Genomic DNA, 16,845 nt, shown 5'->3' with positions numbered 1-16,845 from the left:
GGATCCATAACCACAGGAAGCGGTTTGACGAAGGCACGTGGTTAGCAGCTCGCGCGACAACTTCTCCCTGTGGTTATGGGTCCCGGCGTTCGCCGGGACGACACTGAAGGTGTAGCGGCAGCTTTCTATCCAATCCGCAAGTCCTACGCCGCGCGGATCTTCCCCAGGAAGTCGCTGACCTGCTGGCCGAGCTGGCGGCTCTGCGTCTCCAGCGTTTCCGAGGCCTGCTTGACGTTGTCCGCCGCACCGGCGGCAGCATCCGCGTCGGCCTTCACGCCGGTGATGTTGTCGGACACGTTCCTGGTGCCGTGTGCCGCAAATTGCGTGCTGCGCGTGATCTCCTGGGTCGCCGCACCCTGCTCCTGCACGGCGGCGGCAATCGCGGTGGCGACCTCGTTCACTTCGCCGATGATGCCACCGATGGTCTGGATCGCGTTGATGGCGTCGCTCGCCACCCGCTGGATGTCGGCGATCTGCCCGGAGATTTCCTCGGTGGCTTTTGCGGTCTGGCTGGCCAGCGATTTCACCTCGGAGGCGACGACCGCGAAACCGCGCCCGGCTTCGCCCGCACGTGCGGCTTCGATCGTCGCGTTGAGCGCGAGCAGATTGGTCTGCGCCGCGATGGTGTTGATCAGGCCGACCACCTCGCCGATGCGTCCTGCGGACTGCGCCAGCCCTTGCACCGTGCCGTCGGTCTCGCGGGCCTGGTTGACGGCGCGGCTGGCAATGCCCGCGGCGTGCGCCGCCTGCTGGCTGATGTCGTTGATCGAGGCAGACAGCTCCTCGGCCGCGGCGGCGACGCTGTCGACGCTCATGGAGGCGTCGTTGGAGGCCTTGCCGGCGACCTGGACGCGGTCGTTGGTCTGGCGCGACACCGCGGAGAGGTCGCCCGAGGTCTTGCGCATCTCGCCGGACGCTTCGCTCAGTTCGCCGAGCGTCTTGCGCACCGCGCCCTCGAACTCGCCGACATAAGTCTCGACGGCGCGCTGGCGCGCGGCCGCGCCGACATTGCGCTCGCGCTCATGCTCTTCGATCTTGAGCTTCTCGGTCGCCTGCTGCTTGAAGGTTTCCAGCGCGCCGGCAAGCGCGCCGATCTCGTCCTGGCGGTCGAGATAGCCGCTGTCGACGGCAAGGTCGCCGCCGGCGACCTTGAGCATGGCGTCGCGGATGGTGTTGAGGGGATGGATGACGCGGCGGCTGACCAGCATGACCGCGCCGACGGCGAGGCCGATGGCGAGCGCCAGGAGTGCAAGCTGCACGATCAGCGCGCGCTGTGCGGTACTGCGCTGCTCCTGCGTGTAGCTCCGGGCGGCGTCGAGCGCGGCTTCGGCCACCGCGACCGCACTGGCCATACGGCCGACCGTGAGCGGGCTCCACTGGTTGGCCGTCAGCTCGGCCTTCTCACCCTTGACCAGGGTGTCCGCGAGACGGTCGCGCAGGGTGAGATATTGCGGCTCGAAATAAGCGGTCTTGGCCGTGGTCATGGCCGAGGCGAGCGCGGGCGGCAATTGCATGCCCGAGGTCGACAATTCCAGCGCTTTCCACATCGCGGCCGTACCGCCGACAAATTGGGTATAGTTGTTGCGGCCCTCCGGCGAGATCTTGCCGGCCGCAAGTCCGGTCGAGACGATCAGTGAGGCCTCGCCCGCGGTGTTGCGGAGCAGCCAGGCGCTCTGCTTGATCGACAGCAACTGGTCGATCACGGCATCCTGGTGGTTGACGGTGGCGGCGAGGACGCCCGAGAGCTTGTCGAGCACGTCGAGCAGCCCCTGCGTCGTCTCCATGTATTCCTTGGTCAGGCCGGCGCGGCGCTGGTCCTTCGGTTTGGCAACATCCTCCCAGAACTGCTTCTGCTCTTCGCCCAGCAGCTTGTAGAGCCGCGCGAGCTCAGGCACCAGCGCGCCCGATTGCGGGAAGTCGATGCTCGGCAGCAGCTCGAGCGCGCGGGCCATCGCCGGCATCTGGGCATCGCGCAGCGCGCGCAGATATCTCTCGATCTCGGAGTCCATCGGCTCGGTCGCGTTCAGCAGCCGGGACGTGGTCGAGCGGTCGGTGCGCAGATTGTGCATCGCCTTGAACAGATCGGCGGAGGCGTCGGCGATCTGCGAGATGCGGTTGGCGGTCTTGAGGCGGTCCCAGGAGGCGTAGGCGGTGAGCGAGAGTGCAATCACCACACAGACCGACGTGATGGCGATCACCGCCTTCAGCAGCGCGGACACGGTCAGACGATTCAGCATCGAAGCCCCCCTAAATTCCCATTGCAAAGTTCGTCGAGACGCCCCGGCAACATCAAAAACGGAGGGGCAGGCAGATCGGCAATCGCATGCCGTTTGCGGCGCATCACCCAAACGGTTTCTGCATCTGAAACGAAAAGGGTAAAGTTTTAGGCAGGCCGGCTGATCGTAGAAGTACGTATTTACTAGAAGTTGCAGTGGGTTGCCGTGATGGAACCTGCGCGGGAGATAGGCGTTAGAACACCGTAGCAATTTGCCTGAAGGGGGGTCCTTGCGATGCTGGTCGGCGTACTCGTCACCTTTCTCGTCGTCATTCTCGTGCTCTATCTCATCAACATGCTGCCCACGGACGGTCGCGCCAAGCAGATCGCGCGCGTGGTCGTCATCATCATCGGCGTGGTATCGCTGCTGAAATATCTGACGGTGTTTTAGCGGGGCGGGACGTGTAACCCGGATGGAGCGCAGCGAAATCCGGGGGCCTGCCCCAAGCAACGCCGGTCCCGGATTGCGCTTCGCTCCATCCGGGCTACGGCCCGCAACAAAAAAGCCCCGGCGCGAGCCGGGGCTTTGGTGTTTGAATGATCGGGCTTTAGCCCGCAGCCTTGGCCTCGCGGCGGCGGGCGGTGAGGATGTACTCGGTGTAGCCGTTCGGCTGCTCGCGCCCCTTGAAGATCAGGTCGCAGGCCGCCTTGAACGCGACACCGTCGAAGGCGGGCGCCATCGGCTTGTAGATGGCGTCGCCGGCGTTCTGCTTGTCGACCACGACGGCCATGCGCTTGAGCGATTCCATCACCTGCGCCTCAGTGATGACACCCTGGTGCAGCCAGTTGGCGAGATGCTGGCTCGAGATGCGCAAGGTCGCGCGGTCTTCCATCAGGCCGACATCGTGGATATCAGGCACCTTGGAGCAGCCGACGCCCTGGTCGATCCAGCGCACGACGTAACCGAGAATGCCCTGGCAGTTGTTGTCGATCTCCTGCTTGACGTCGTCGGGCGCCCAGTTCGACTTCGACACCGGGATGGTGAGGATGTCGGAGAGCTTTGCGCGCGGGCCGCCCTTGGTGAGCTCCTGCTGGCGCGCGGTGACGTTGACCTGGTGATAGTGCAGGGCGTGCAGCGTCGCCGCGGTCGGCGAGGGCACCCAGGCGGTGGTGGCGCCGGCCTGCGGATGCGCGAGCTTCTGTTGCAGCATGTCCGCCATCTTGTCGGGCGCGGCCCACATGCCCTTGCCGATCTGGGCGTGGCCGGGCAGGCCGTCGATCAGGCCCATGTCGACGTTCCAGTCCTCATAGGCCTTGATCCAGGCTTGCGCCTTCATCTCGTTTTTGCGGATCATCGGGCCCGCTTCCATCGAGGTGTGGATCTCGTCGCCGGTACGGTCGAGGAAGCCGGTGTTGATGAACATGATGCGCTTGGAGGCGCGCTGGATGCAGGCCTTGAGGTTGACGGTGGTGCGCCGCTCCTCGTCCATGATGCCGACCTTGAGCGTGTTCTCGGGCAGCGACAGCATCTTCTCGACGCGGTCAAAGATCTCGCAGGTCAGCGACACCTCGTCCGGGCCGTGCATCTTCGGCTTGACGATATAGACAGATCCGGTGCGGCTGTTCTTGACCTTGGAGTTGCCCTTGAGGTCGTGGATCGCTAGCAGGCCGGAGACGGCCGCGTCGAGCAGGCCTTCCGGAATTTCCTCGCCCTTCTCGTCCAGCACCGCGTCGGTGAACATGTGGTGACCGCAATTGCGCATCAGCAGCAGGCTGCGGCCATGCAGCTTCACTTCGCCCTTGCCGTCCGGCGTCTTGTAGCTGCGGTCGGCATTGAGCGAACGGGTCAGCGTCTTGCCGCCCTTCTCGAAATCGGCCGAGAGCGTGCCGTTCATCAGGCCAAGCGTGTTGCGATAGACCAGCACCTTGTCCTCGGCATCGACCGCGGCGACCGAGTCTTCCATGTCGAGGATGGTCGAGACCGCGGACTCCATGATCATATCGGCGACGCCGGCGGGATCGTCCTTGCCGATCACGCTGCTGCGGTCGATCTTGACCTCGACGTGCAAGCCGTTGTTGGCGAGCAGCACGGCGCTCGGCGCGGCCGCATCACCCTGGAAGCCGGCAAATTGCGCAGCGTTCTTCAGTGCGGTCGCATTACCGCTCTTCAGCTTCACCGCGAGCTGGCCCGCCACGACGCTGTAGGCGGTGACGTCGGTGTGGCTGCCGGTCGCCAGCGGCACGGCGGCATCGAGGAATGCCTTGGCCTTGGCGATCACCTTGTCGCCGCGCGCCTTGTTGTAACCCTTGCCGCTCTCGGCAGCGTCGTGCGGGATCGCGTCGGTGCCGTAGAAGGCGTCATAGAGCGAGCCCCAGCGCGCGTTCGCCGCGTTCAGCGCATAGCGCGCGTTGGTGAGGGGCACGACGAGCTGCGGGCCACAGATCTTGCCAATCTCTTCGTCCACATTGGCGGTCTCGACCTTCTGCGTCGCCGGCTCCGGAACGAGATAGCCGATCTCCTTCAGGAAGGCGGTATAGGCATCGAGGTCGAACGCCTTGCCCTTGCTGGCGCGGTGCCAGTCGTCGATCTTGGCCTGCAGCGTGTCGCGCACCGCCAGCAGCGCGCGGTTCTTCGGCCCCAGCTCCTTGATGATGGCGGCGACCCCGGCCCAGAACGCGTCCGGCGCGATCCCCGTTTTCGGGGCCGCTTCCTTGGCGATGAAGTCAAACAGGACGGGAGCGATCTTCAATCCGTGGGCGTCGACGCGTTTCATGATGGGCTTTCTTGTTGGAAATGGCTGTTTTTTGGCTGCTTTTGACCCGACAGCAGCAAAATGCGCTCATAGGGGGCGGCTTTCAGGGCCTATTAGCCCCAAAATCGGGGCCGTGAGAAGGCCTCCAAAAGTTGTCAAAATGTCAAGGCGTGGTGGGCAGCCCGACGCACCGGTGTCATTCCCCGCGAAGGCGGGGAATCCAGTACGCCGCGGCTTCCCCGTGACCCAATGCTGTCTCTGGAATACTGGGTCGCCCGGTCAAGCCGGGCGACGACAGCCGGGGAAAATCGGACGGCCTCAAATATTCGCGGCGAGGTCCACGAGCTCGTCGAACAGCACGCCGGTGGTCTTCAGCATTCGTTCGATCTCGTCAGCAGCGTCCGCAACCGTGCGGGCCGACGTGTCGATCACGAGCTCGGCAGCCTCGGGTCGCTCGTAGTCGTTGCCGATGCCGGTGAACGACGCCAGCGCGCCGGCGCGGGCCTTCTTGTAATGGCCCTTGGGATCGCGATCCTCGCAGACCTCTGCCGGCGTCGCGACGTGGATCTCGCGGAACGCGGTGTCGGCGATGCGTCGCGCGGTCGCGCGGTCCTCGCGGGCCGGCGAGACGGCGGCGACGATCGCAATGTGGCCGTTGCGGGCGAGATGGGTCGCGACCTCGGCGAGGCGGCGGATGTTCTCGCTGCGGTCGGCGGCGGAGAATCCGAGATCGTTGTTGAGCCCGGCGCGCAGCGTGTCGCCGTCGAGCAGGATCGGCGAGCCGCCATTGGTGAACAGCCGCCGTTCCAGCGCCTTCGCCAGCGTCGACTTGCCGGACGCCGGCAGGCCGGTGAGCCAGACCACGGCGCCGTTGTGGCGGTAGCGCGCAGAGCGTTCGTCGGGCCGCAGCGCCGATTCCACCGGCACGATGTCGACCGGCACGGCGCGCTGGCCGGCATCGACCGACAGCACGAGACCACCGCCGGCGATGCGCCCCGAGACCTCGATCACGAGACGGCCGGTGCGCGGATTCTCGGTGTAGGGATCAGCGGCAATCGGGCTCGAAAGGGAAATGTCGATCTCGCCGACATGGTTGCGGCTGATCGCCTTGTTCTCGACGCTCGACAGCTCGCCGGGATCGACCGCCTTCTCGATGGCGACGACGGTGGCGCGGCTTTCCTTCGGGCCGCAGCGGACCAGCAGCTGGTCGCCCTTGGCGAGCGGCTTGTCGTGCAGCCAGAAGATCCGCGCTCGCAGACGGCGCGTCTCGCTCGGCGCGGAGCCGACATGCGCGACGATGTCGCCGCGCTCGATGAACAATTCGCGGTCGAGCGTGATGCCGACCGAGCGCCCCGCGCCCTGCCGTCCCGCGACCGGCGTTACCGGCCAGCTTTCAACCGTCTTGATCCTGGCGATCTTGCCGGCCGGCATGATCACGATCTCGTCGCCGGCAATGAGGCTGCCGGATTCGATGCGGCCGGCCACGATGCGGCGGTCGTCGAACTTGTAGATCGCCTGCACCGGCAGGCGCAGGGCGAGGGCTTCCAGCGGACGCGCCGGCTCGAGCCGATCCAGCGCCTCGACCACGGTCGGACCCTTGTACCAGCCGACGCGGTCGGTGCGCTCCGCGACGCCGTCGCCATCGCGGGCCGAGATCGGGATCACCGCCGTCGGCGTCACGCCGAGGCCCTGCAAATGCGCCGAGATCTCGTCGCTGATTTCCTTGAAGCGATCCGCGCTGAAATCGACGCGGTCCATCTTGTTGACGACGATCGCGACCTGCTTCACGCCAAGCAGGTGCAGCAGATAGCCGTGCCGCCGGGTCTGGTCACGCACGCCTTCGAGCGCGTCGATGATCAGCACCGCGCCGTCGGCCTGCGAGGCGCCGGTGATCATGTTGCGCAGGAATTCGGCATGGCCGGGCGCGTCGATCAGCACGATGTCGCGCGAATTGGTGCGGAAGCGGATCTGCGTGGTGTCGATGGTGATGCCCTGATCGCGCTCGGTCTGGAGCGCGTCGAGCAGGAACGACCATTCGAACGGCATGCCGCGTCGCGCGCTGACGGCTTTCAGCATCTCGAGCTTGCCGTCGGGCAGGCTGCCGGTCTCGTGCAGGAGGCGGCCGACCAGCGTCGACTTGCCGTGGTCGACATGACCGACGATGACGATGCGGACTTGCGGACGCGTGGTGCCGTTCGGAGTGGCGGGCGAAGCGGGGGTGACGATCATGTTCATAGCCGCGTTGCGTCCTTGAATCAGAGATAGCCGGCGACGCGCAGACGCTCGAAGGCGTCTTCGGTCTCGTGGTCGAGCGCGCGGCCGGCGCGCTCCGGCACCTTGGTCTGCTCGAGCTCGACCAGGATCTCATCGATGGTCGACGCGGTAGACGCGACCGGATTGGTGATGTCCTGATCGCCCAGCGAGCGGTAACGCTTGCCGTCCTTGGCGAGATACAGCGGGATGATCGGAATGTTCTCGCGCTTGGTGTAGGCCCAGATGTCGGCCTCGGTCCAATGCAGGATCGGATGGATGCGCAAATGCGCGCCTTGCGGCGGCGACGCATTGAAATGATCCCAGAACTCCGGCGGCTGATCGCGCACGTCCCAATTGCCTTCGAGCCCGCGCGGCGAGAACACGCGCTCCTTGGCGCGCGTCGCCTCTTCGTCGCGGCGGATGCCGGCGATCAGGCCGTCAAAGCCGAATTTGCCGAGCGCCATCTTCAGACCTTCGGTCTTGCGCGCAGCGGAACGGGCCGCCGGCGGCAGCGTTGGGTCGACGGCATCGATCGGCGGGCAGGGTTCGACGCGCAGGTCGAGCTCCCACTCTTTCCCGTAGTGATCGCGGAAGCGATACATCTCCGGAAACTTCTTGCCGGTATCGACGTGGAGGGCCGGGAACGGCAGCCGGCCGAAGAACGCCTTGCGCGCCAGCCAGATCATGACGTTGGAGTCCTTGCCGAGCGACCACAGCAGGGCGATCTTCTTCAGGCGGCCGAAGGCCTCGCGGAAAATGTAGATGCTCTGCGCCTCAAGCTGGTCCAAATGGTCCATGCTGGGGGCGGTCAGCCCGACGGGAATTTGCTCGGAAACGGGAGCCCGGAAGTCCCGTCCATCTGCACCGGAATCGGTCCTGAGAAGATGCATCTCTGCCACTTTGCGTTTGGAGGCGAATTTTCTATAGTTGCGGTGCAGAAGAGAAGAAAAAATTTTCTCTTTGCGCGCTCGAAACGACACATATATAGAAAATAATTCCAGTCAACCCCGGATGTGGGGGGAGCGAGTATCGCATGCGGTTCTTGCCGGTGTTCCTCGATCTCAAGGCCGGTCCGGTGGTACTCATCGGCGCGGGTGAGCTTTTGCGCGCCAAACTGCGCGTGCTCGCTGCTGCCGGTGCGCGCATCCGCGTGCATGCGATCGACGGCAATCAGGACCTGAGCCTCAGTTCCGAAGACGCTGCGCGGGTTGAAATCGCCACTGGCGATCCGCTCACCGCCGATCTCTCGGGCGTCATTGCCATCGTTTGCGCCGGCGCGGGCGATGTCGGCGTTGCCATGTCGGCGCGCGCCAAGGCGCTCGGCCTGCCCGTCAACGTCATGGACGATCTCGAACATTCCAGCTTCATCTTCCCGGCGATCGTCGATCGCGGCGATGTCGTGGTCGCGGTCGGCACCGGCGGAACCTCGCCGGTGGTGGCGCGGCGCGTGCGCGAGAAGATCGAGGCGCTGCTGCCGGCCCGCATCGGCGAGCTTGCCGAGTTCATCGGCGGCTTCCGCAAATCCATCAACGAGCGCATCGCCGAGTTTCCGCTGCGCCGCCGCTTCTGGGAGCGCGTCATCGACGGTCCGATTGGCGCGTCTGTGCTCGCGGGCCGCAAGGGCGAGGCCGACGCCGCGATCAAGGCGATCTCCGATCCGTCCGCGTTCGCGCGTGCCGACAAGCCGGAAGGCTCGGTCGCGCTGGTCGGCGCCGGGCCCGGCGACCCTGATCTTCTCACCATCAAGGCGCTGCGCGCGCTCCAGGATGCCGACATCGTCTTCCATGACGAACTGGTCTCGGGTGAAATTCTCGACCGCATCCGCCGCGACACCACGCGCGTTCCGGTCGGCCGCCGCGTCGGCAAACCCGGCATCGGCCAGGACGCCATCAACAAGCGCATGATCGAGGCCGCGCAATCCGGCCAGCGCGTGGTGCGGCTGAAGGGCGGCGACCCCTTCGTGTTCGGCCGCGGCGGCGAAGAGGTCGAAGCGCTGCGCGCGGCCGGCGTCGCCTATTCGATCATTCCCGGCATCACTGCAGGGCTCGGCGGCGCCGCCGATTTCGAGGTGCCGCTGACCTATCGCCGTGAAGCGACCCGCATCACTTTCCTCACCGCGCACAAGGCGCGCGATGCCGAGAACGTGGACTGGTCTACGCTGACCGACACCAAGATGACCGTCGTGGTCTACATGGGCATGACCGCTGCCCCCGCAATCCGCGAAGGCCTGTTCGCGGCCGGCCGTTCGCCGGAGACGCCGGTCGGCGTGTTCTCCCGCGTCACGCGGCCGGACGCACAAGGCGCGATCGGCACGCTGCGCGACCTGCCCGAGCTCGTGCGGCGGACCCATGGCGGTCCCGCCATCCTCATCATCGGCGACGTGGTCCGGCATGCCGGTTCACTTCGCCGCGAAACACCCAAACAAATCATCTCTGACCTCCTGGATGCTGCCGAATGACCTCTCCCTTGCAAAAGAAACTTAAAATCAGCGATTCCTCCGTCGTGACCGCTAACCGTACCTGGGATGGCGTCGTCGTCTACCGCACCGCTGCCAAGGGCTGGTCGGCTGACCTCGCAGACGCCGCGATCGTGCGAAACTCCGATGAGGCGAAAGCGTTGCTCGCCGAGGCCGTGGCCGATGACGTCGGCGCGATTGGTCCCTATATCGCTCCGGTCCAGATCGGCGAGGACGGCAAGATCGTCCCCGGAAATCTGCGCGAGCAGATCCGCCGCGATGGCGTGACCATCGACTTGCCGGTTTAATCGCAGGTCGGGCTGTAAGGCACTTTAATCATGTACGCTTACGACGAAATCGATCGCACGCTGGTCAACGAGCGCGTCTCGGAATTCCGCGACCAGGTGCAACGCCGTCTCTCGGGCGAGTTGACCGAGGACGAATTCAAGATGCTGCGCTTGCAGAACGGCGTCTATCTGCAACTGCACGCCTACATGTTCCGCGTCGCGATTCCCTACGGAACGCTGGCGTCGAACCAGTTGCGGCAGCTTGCCCATGTCGCGCGCAAATATGACCGCGGCTACGGCCATTTCACCACGCGCCAGAACATCCAGTTCAACTGGATCAAGCTTTCGGACCTGCCGGATGCGCTGGCCGATCTTGCCGAGGTCGGCATCCACGCGATGCAGACCTCCGGCAACAACATGCGCAACGTCACCTCGGATCAGTGGGCCGGCGTCGCGCCGGGCGAGATCGAGGATCCCCGCATCTGGTCGGAGCTGATCCGCCAGCACACTACGCTGCATCCGGAATTCTCGTTCCTGCCGCGCAAGTTCAAGATCGCGATCACCGCGTCGGATCACGACCGCGCTGCGATCAAGGTCCACGACATCGGCCTGCGGCTGATCAAGAACGAGAAGGGCGAAACCGGCTTCGAGGTGCTGGTCGGCGGCGGTCTCGGCCGCACGCCGTTCATCGGCAAGACCATCAAGCACTTCGTCCACGGCCGCGATCTCCTGAGCTATATCGAGGCGATCCTGCGCGTCTACAACCAGTACGGACGCCGCGACAATATCTACAAGGCGCGCATCAAGATCCTGGTGCACGAGCTCGGCATCGAAAAGTTCTCCCGCGAGGTCGAGGAGGAGTGGCAGCATATCCGCAACTCCTCGCTTCAGATCGACGACGAGGTGATCGAGGACATCCGCTCGCGCTTCATCTATCCGGCTTATGAGAAGCTGCCGCACATGCCGGACGAGCTGCGCCAGGCCGCGGCCGATCCCGATTTCGAGGCGTGGCGCAAGAACTCGGTCGCCGCGCACAAGAACCCGGGCTACTCCATCGTCACGATCTCGCTGAAGCCGATCGGCGCGCCTCCGGGCGATGCCACAGCCGAGCAGATGGATGCGCTGGCCGATCTCGCCGACAAATATTCCTTCGGCGAGATCCGCGTCGGTCATGAGCAGAATTTGGCGCTGCCGCATGTTGCCAGGCGCGACCTGCCGGCGCTGTGGAAGGCGCTCGACAAGCTTGGGCTGGCGACGCCGAATGTCAACCTGATCACCGACATCATCGCCTGCCCGGGGCTCGACTATTGCTCGTTGGCCAATGCGCGCTCGATCCCGATCGCGCAGGAGCTGACGCGGCGCTTTGCCAACCATGAGCTCGCCAATCTGATCGGGCGGCTGCATATCAACATCTCCGGCTGCATCAATGCCTGCGGCCATCATCATGTTGGCCATATCGGCATTCTCGGTGTCGAGAAGAACGGCGAGGAGGTCTACCAGATCACCATCGGCGGCCGTGCCGACGAGAGCGCCGCGCTTGGCAATCTGATCGGCCCCGGCGTCAAGTTTGACGAGGTCGCTGACGTCGTCGAGGACATCGTGGAAGCCTATCTGGCGCTGCGCGAGCGGCCGGAGGAGCTGTTCGTCGACACCGTGAAGCGCCTCGGCGTCGAACCCTTCAAGGAGCGCGTCTATGCCACTCGTTAACGGCGGAAAAATCGCCGACGACAGCTTCGTCAAGCTTGCCGTCGACACGCCGCTGCCCGAGGGCGGCGACATCCTGGTGCCGGCCGAGCGCTTCCTCAGTGATGCGGACGCGCTGCTCAAGCGCGGCGGCAAGGTCGGCGTGATCTGGCCGAACAATCGCGATATCGCCGAGCTCGTGCCCTATCTCGGCAAGATCGCCGTCGTCGCATTGGTGTTCCCGAGCTTCCGCGATGGCCGCGCCTACAGCCAGGCGCGCCTGCTGCGCGAGCGCTATAATTATCGCGGCGATTTGCGTGCCACCGGCCAGGTGCTGCGCGATCAGTTCGTGTTCATGCTGCGTGCCGGCTTCGATTCCTTCGAGGTCAAGAAGCAGGCCGACGCGGAAGCCTTCATGCAGACGGCGAAGCGCTATTCGGTGTTCTATCAGCCGACCGGCGACGGCCGCATCACCGCGCTGCACCGGCGGATGCAGCTGCGTCACTCCGAAGGTGTCGGCACGTGAACGCAATCGCGCCCCAGGTCGCTTCGGTGTCCGCGTCCGCGCTGCCCTCGGCGGAGGAACTCGATCGCGCGCTGCGCGATGCTTCGCCCGCGGAGGTCATCGCCGCGGCGTTGCAGGCGGTCGGGCGCGAGAAGCTTGCGCTGGTGTCGTCCTTCGGCACGGAATCGGCGACGCTGCTGAAGGTCATGGCCGACGTCGATCCGGCGATCCCCGTGATCTTCCTCGACACCGGCTGGCTGTTCGAGGAGACGCTGGCCTATCGCGACACGCTGATCGCGGAACTCGGCTTGAAGGACGTCCGCTCGATCAGGCCTGCCGAGGAGACGCTGTCGCGCGAAGATCCCGACCGCGACCTCTGGTTCTCCGATCCAGACGCCTGCTGCCGCATCCGCAAGGTCGAGCCGCTGGCGCGTGCGCTGAAGCCGTTCGATGCGTGGCTCAATGGCCGCAAGCGCTTTCAGGGTAATGCGCGCACCGACATTCCGGTGGTCGAGGACGATGGCGCGCGGTTGAAGTTCAACCCCTTCGCCAATGTCTCGCGCGAGGAACTCGAAGCCATTTTCGTCCGCGCCAAATTGCCGCGTCATCCGCTGGTGGAGTCCGGTTTCCTGTCGGTTGGGTGTATGCCTTGCACCAGCAGAACGGCCGAGGGCGAGGATGCACGCGCCGGTCGCTGGCGCGGCCGAGCCAAGACAGAATGCGGCATCCACACGATGAAGACTTCGTAGCACAGTCGAGCTGTCCGGCTACGAACAAGAAAATCCGGTTCCGTTGACTTGAGAGCGTTTCGCCCCGAGTTATGCCCGCGTGCCATCGATGACGATGACGTCGTCGAGGTAAATGGAGATGGACATGATGCGCCGTATCGTTCCGCTCGCGGCAGGGCTGCTCTTGACTGGATTGTTGGCAAGCTCGGCTCTCGCCGCTGACATCAATCTCTTGAACGTGTCGTACGATCCGACGCGTGAGCTCTATGCCGAGTTCAACAAGGCGTTCGCGAATGCCTATCAGAAGGAAACCGGCAAGAGCGTTGAGATCAAGCAGTCGCATGGCGGCAGCGGCTCGCAGGCGCGTGCCGTGATCGACGGATTGCAGGCCGATGTGGTGACGCTCGCGCTCGCCTATGACATCGACGCCGTCGCGAACAAGGGCCTCACCGCGACTGACTGGCAGAAGCGTCTGCCGCAGAATTCATCGCCCTATACCTCGACCATCGTGTTTCTGGTGCGCAAGGGCAATCCGAAGGGCATCAAGGACTGGGACGATCTGCTCAAGACCGGTGTCTCGGTGATCACGCCGAACCCGAAGACCTCCGGCGGGGCGCGCTGGAATTATCTCGCCGCCTGGGGCTTTGCCCAAAAGAAATACGGCTCGGCCGACAAGGCCAAGGACTTCATCGGAAAGCTCTACCAGCAGGTGCCGGTGCTCGATACCGGTGCGCGCGGCGCCACCGTGACCTTCGTCGAGCGCGGCGTCGGCGACGTGCTGCTGGCCTGGGAGAACGAGGCCTATCTCGCCCTGAAGGAGTTTGGTGCGCAGAAGTTCGAGATCGTGGCGCCGCCGCAATCGATCCTCGCCGAGCCGCCGGTCGCGATCGTCGACAAGGTTGCCGATAAAAAAGGCACCCGTAACGCGGCCGATGCCTACCTCCAGTATTGGTATACCAAGGAAGGTCAAGAAATCGCCGCGCGCAATTTCTACCGTCCGCGCGACGCCGAGATTGCCAAGAAGTACGAAAACTCCTTCGCCAAGGTCGAACTGTTCACGATCGACGACGTTTTCGGCGGCTGGACCAAGGCGCAGAAGGAACATTTTGCCGACGGCGGCGTCTTTGATCAGATCTACAAGAACTGATCGGGCGCCGTCTTAGGAGTAGCAGGGGGCCTGGTGAGCGCAGTTGCAGCACGACGACGGACATTGCCGGGCTTCGGTCTCACGATGGGACTGACGCTTTCCTGGCTCTCCATCATCATCCTGATTCCGCTCGCCGGGCTGTTCCTGAAATCGCTGGAGCTTAGCCCCGAGCAATTCTGGAACATCCTGTCCAGCCGCCGCACCCTCAACGCCTTGCGCGTCTCCTTCGGCCTCGCCTTTGCGGCGGCCTGCGTCAATCTCGTCATGGGCAGCATCATCGTCTGGGCGCTGGTGCGTTACCGCTTCCCCGGGCGCCGGTTGTTCGACGCTATCGTCGACGTGCCGTTCGCGCTGCCGACGGCGGTCGCCGGCGTCGCGCTGACCGCGCTGTTTGCCGAGACGGGCTGGCTGGGCGCGCCGCTCGCCGCGCTCGGTATCAAGGTGGCATTCACGCCGATCGGCATCTTCGTCGCCATGATCTTCATCGGCATCCCCTTCGTGGTGCGCACCGTGCAGCCGGTGCTCCAGGACCTCGACCCCGAGATCGAGGAAGCCGCGGGCAGCCTCGGCGCCAGCCGCTGGCAGACCATCATCCGCGTGATCCTGCCCTCGCTCGGACCGGCGCTGCTCACTGGCCTCGCGCTCGCCTTCGCCCGCGCGGTCGGCGAATACGGCTCGGTGATCTTCATCGCCGGCAATCTGCCTAATGTCTCCGAGATCGCGCCGCTCCTGATCGTGATCCGGCTGTCCGAATTCCGCTATGCCGACGCGACCGCCATCGCCGTGGTCATGCTCGTCGTCTCCTTCGTCATCATCTTCGCCGTCAACCGGCTCCAGCGCTGGGCGCAGAGCCGGATCCCGGCGCGCTGAGGGCAGATCATGACGATGCAGATCGCAGATTCCGTCTCGCTGCCTTCGACCGATGCGCGCGTACGTGCGCACGCCGCTGCGGCACGCGACAGCCTCCGCACCGAGCCGCCCGCAATACGTATCGCCATCATCGCGCTGGCGGTGATCTTCCTCAGCGTCTTCGTCGTGCTGCCGCTGGTTCTGGTGTTCGCGCAGGCCTTTTCGAGAGGCGTTCTCGCCTATTTCTCTGCGCTTGCCGAACCGGAAGCGCTGGCTGCAATCAAGCTGACGTTGATCGTGGCGGCGATCTCGGTCGGCCTCAACCTCGTATTCGGCCTCGTCGCGGCATGGGCCATCGCCAAGTTCGAGTTTCGCGGCAAGACCTTCCTGATCACGCTGATCGACCTGCCGTTCTCGGTGAGCCCGGTGATCTCGGGCCTCGTCTTCGTGCTGCTGTTCGGCGCGCAGGGCTATTTCGGCAGCTGGCTTAGGGATCACGATATCCAGATCCTGTTCGCGGTGCCCGGCATCGCGCTCGCCACCACCTTCGTGACCTTCCCGTTCGTGGCGCGCGCGCTGATCCCCCTGATGCAGGAGCAGGGCACGCAGGAGGAGGAGGCCGCGATCTCGCTCGGCGCCTCCGGCCTGCAAACCTTCTTCCGCGTCACCCTGCCCAACATCAAATGGGGCGTGCTCTACGGCGTCCTGCTCTGCAACGCGCGCGCGATGGGCGAATTCGGCGCCGTGTCGGTGGTATCCGGACACATCCGCGGCGAGACCAACACCATGCCGCTGCTGGTCGAGATTCTCTACAACGAGTACCAGTTCGTCGCGGCGTTTGCGATCGCCTCGCTGCTGGCGATGCTGGCCCTGATCACGTTGATCGCCAAGACCGTTCTCGAACGTCACCTCGACGAAGGACACGACGCAAGTGACCATTGAAGTCAGGAATCTCGTCAAGCAGTTCGGTAGCTTCAAAGCCCTCGATGGCGTCGATCTCAAGGTCGACAATGGCGAGCTGCTGGCGCTGCTCGGTCCGTCCGGCTCCGGCAAGACCACGCTGCTGCGCATCATCGCCGGCCTCGACTGGCCCGATTCCGGCGAGGTTTCCTTCAATGGCGAGGATGCGCTGGCGCGGGGCGCGCGCGAACGGAACGTCGGCTTCGTGTTCCAGCACTACGCGCTGTTCCGCCACATGACGGTGTTCGAGAACGTCGCCTTCGGCCTGCGCGTGCAGCCGCGCGCCGGCCGTAAGGACGAGTCCACCATTCGTGCGCGCGTCAAGGAGCTGCTCGATCTCGTGCAGCTCGACTGGCTCGCCGACCGCTATCCGAGCCAGCTCTCCGGCGGCCAGCGCCAGCGCATCGCACTCGCCCGCGCGCTCGCGATCGAGCCGCGCATCCTCCTGCTCGACGAGCCCTTCGGCGCGCTCGATGCCAAGGTGCGCAAGGAGCTGCGCCGATGGCTGCGCTCGCTGCACCAGGAGATCAACGTCACCTCGATCTTCGTCACCCACGACCAGGAGGAGGCGCTCGAAGTCGCCAACCGCGTCGTGGTGATGGACAAGGGTAGGATCGAGCAGATCGGCTCGCCCGACGACGTCTATGAAAGCCCGGCGACCGCCTTCGTCCACGGCTTCATCGGCGAATCCATCGAGCTGCCGGTCCAGGTCGAAGGCGGCGTCATCAGGCTCGGCGACCGCCCACTCAATCTTGCAGCTGACGGTCTTGCGCCTGGCGCGTCAAAACTGTTCGTGCGGCGACATGACATGCTGGTCGGCCCGCCCGGGAGCGGTGCCTTCGAGGGCGCCGTGCAGCACGTCCGGAATTTCGGCCCGGTGCAGCGGGCCGAGGTGGCGCTATCCGGCGGCGAGACCATCGAGATCGACGCTCCCCGCGACAGGGAACTGCGCGCCGGCGACACGATCGGCCTCGAACCGCGCCGCTACCGGATATTTGCGGGCTAAGCGC

At 64.9% G+C, this 16,845-nt stretch carries 14 protein-coding genes; 10 read left to right on the top strand and 4 right to left on the bottom strand.

What is annotated here, in order from left to right; all coding sequences use genetic code 11:
• Nucleotides 1-143: 143 nt before the first annotated feature.
• Nucleotides 144-2,237: a methyl-accepting chemotaxis protein gene (locus J4G43_RS46330; RefSeq protein WP_208088827.1), complete on the bottom strand. Its 2,094-nt coding sequence runs from the start codon at nt 2,235-2,237 to the stop codon at nt 144-146.
• 273 nt (nt 2,238-2,510) lie between these two features.
• On the opposite strand from J4G43_RS46330, the gene J4G43_RS46325 reads away from it, so the two are divergent.
• The gene (locus J4G43_RS46325) at nt 2,511-2,666 is read left to right on the top strand and encodes a Thivi_2564 family membrane protein (protein WP_208088826.1); all 156 of its coding nucleotides are present in this window, start codon (nt 2,511-2,513) and stop codon (nt 2,664-2,666) included.
• Nucleotides 2,667-2,823: 157 nt separating this feature from the next.
• Here the strand turns inward: J4G43_RS46325 and J4G43_RS46320 are convergent, their stop codons facing one another.
• The 3 genes from J4G43_RS46320 to cysD form a co-directional block, all read right to left on the bottom strand.
• On the bottom strand, nt 2,824-4,989 hold the full coding sequence (locus J4G43_RS46320) for a malate synthase G (RefSeq protein ID WP_208088825.1): 2,166 nt from the start codon (nt 4,987-4,989) through the stop codon (nt 2,824-2,826).
• A gap of 297 nt (nt 4,990-5,286) precedes the next feature.
• Nucleotides 5,287-7,203, bottom strand: coding sequence for an adenylyl-sulfate kinase (cysC, locus tag J4G43_RS46315; protein ID WP_208088824.1), 1,917 nt, complete (start codon nt 7,201-7,203; stop codon nt 5,287-5,289).
• A gap of 20 nt (nt 7,204-7,223) precedes the next feature.
• Nucleotides 7,224-8,018: a sulfate adenylyltransferase subunit CysD gene (gene cysD, locus J4G43_RS46310; RefSeq protein ID WP_208088823.1), complete on the bottom strand. Its 795-nt coding sequence runs from the start codon at nt 8,016-8,018 to the stop codon at nt 7,224-7,226.
• Between the two features lie 236 nt (nt 8,019-8,254).
• On the opposite strand from cysD, the gene cysG reads away from it, so the two are divergent.
• The 9 genes from cysG (at nt 8,255) to J4G43_RS46265 (ending at nt 16,841) form a co-directional block, all read left to right on the top strand.
• Nucleotides 8,255-9,679: a siroheme synthase CysG gene (gene cysG, locus J4G43_RS46305; protein ID WP_208088822.1), complete on the top strand. Its 1,425-nt coding sequence runs from the start codon at nt 8,255-8,257 to the stop codon at nt 9,677-9,679.
• A complete protein-coding gene (locus J4G43_RS46300; protein ID WP_071916679.1) occupies nt 9,676-9,984 on the top strand; it encodes a DUF2849 domain-containing protein in 309 nt (102 codons plus the stop codon). Before cysG ends, J4G43_RS46300 begins: the two co-directional genes overlap by 4 nt.
• 30 nt (nt 9,985-10,014) lie before the next feature.
• Nucleotides 10,015-11,670 (top strand): nitrite/sulfite reductase, encoded by a 1,656-nt coding sequence (locus tag J4G43_RS46295; protein ID WP_208088821.1) that lies wholly within the window; start codon nt 10,015-10,017, stop codon nt 11,668-11,670.
• Entirely contained in the window at nt 11,657-12,172 is a 516-nt protein-coding gene (locus tag J4G43_RS46290; protein ID WP_063980994.1) for a DUF934 domain-containing protein, read from the top strand. Before J4G43_RS46295 ends, J4G43_RS46290 begins: the two co-directional genes overlap by 14 nt.
• On the top strand, nt 12,169-12,900 hold the full coding sequence (locus tag J4G43_RS46285) for a phosphoadenylyl-sulfate reductase (RefSeq protein ID WP_208088820.1): 732 nt from the start codon (nt 12,169-12,171) through the stop codon (nt 12,898-12,900). The genes J4G43_RS46290 and J4G43_RS46285 overlap by 4 nt, the downstream gene beginning before the upstream one ends.
• A gap of 124 nt (nt 12,901-13,024) precedes the next feature.
• Entirely contained in the window at nt 13,025-14,026 is a 1,002-nt protein-coding gene (locus J4G43_RS46280) for a sulfate ABC transporter substrate-binding protein (protein ID WP_028148402.1), read from the top strand.
• A gap of 84 nt (nt 14,027-14,110) precedes the next feature.
• Entirely contained in the window at nt 14,111-14,896 is a 786-nt protein-coding gene (gene cysT / locus J4G43_RS46275) for a sulfate ABC transporter permease subunit CysT (RefSeq protein ID WP_231145486.1), read from the top strand.
• A gap of 9 nt (nt 14,897-14,905) precedes the next feature.
• Nucleotides 14,906-15,817 (top strand): sulfate ABC transporter permease subunit CysW, encoded by a 912-nt coding sequence (gene cysW / locus J4G43_RS46270; protein WP_208088819.1) that lies wholly within the window; start codon nt 14,906-14,908, stop codon nt 15,815-15,817.
• Nucleotides 15,807-16,841, top strand: coding sequence for a sulfate/molybdate ABC transporter ATP-binding protein (locus tag J4G43_RS46265; RefSeq protein ID WP_208088818.1), 1,035 nt, complete (start codon nt 15,807-15,809; stop codon nt 16,839-16,841). Before cysW ends, J4G43_RS46265 begins: the two co-directional genes overlap by 11 nt.
• Nucleotides 16,842-16,845 lie beyond the last annotated feature (4 nt).

Source organism: Bradyrhizobium barranii subsp. barranii, assembly GCF_017565645.3.
Taxonomy (GTDB): Bacteria; Pseudomonadota; Alphaproteobacteria; order Rhizobiales; family Xanthobacteraceae; genus Bradyrhizobium; species Bradyrhizobium barranii.
This window is presented reverse-complemented; position numbering and strand designations above follow the sequence as displayed.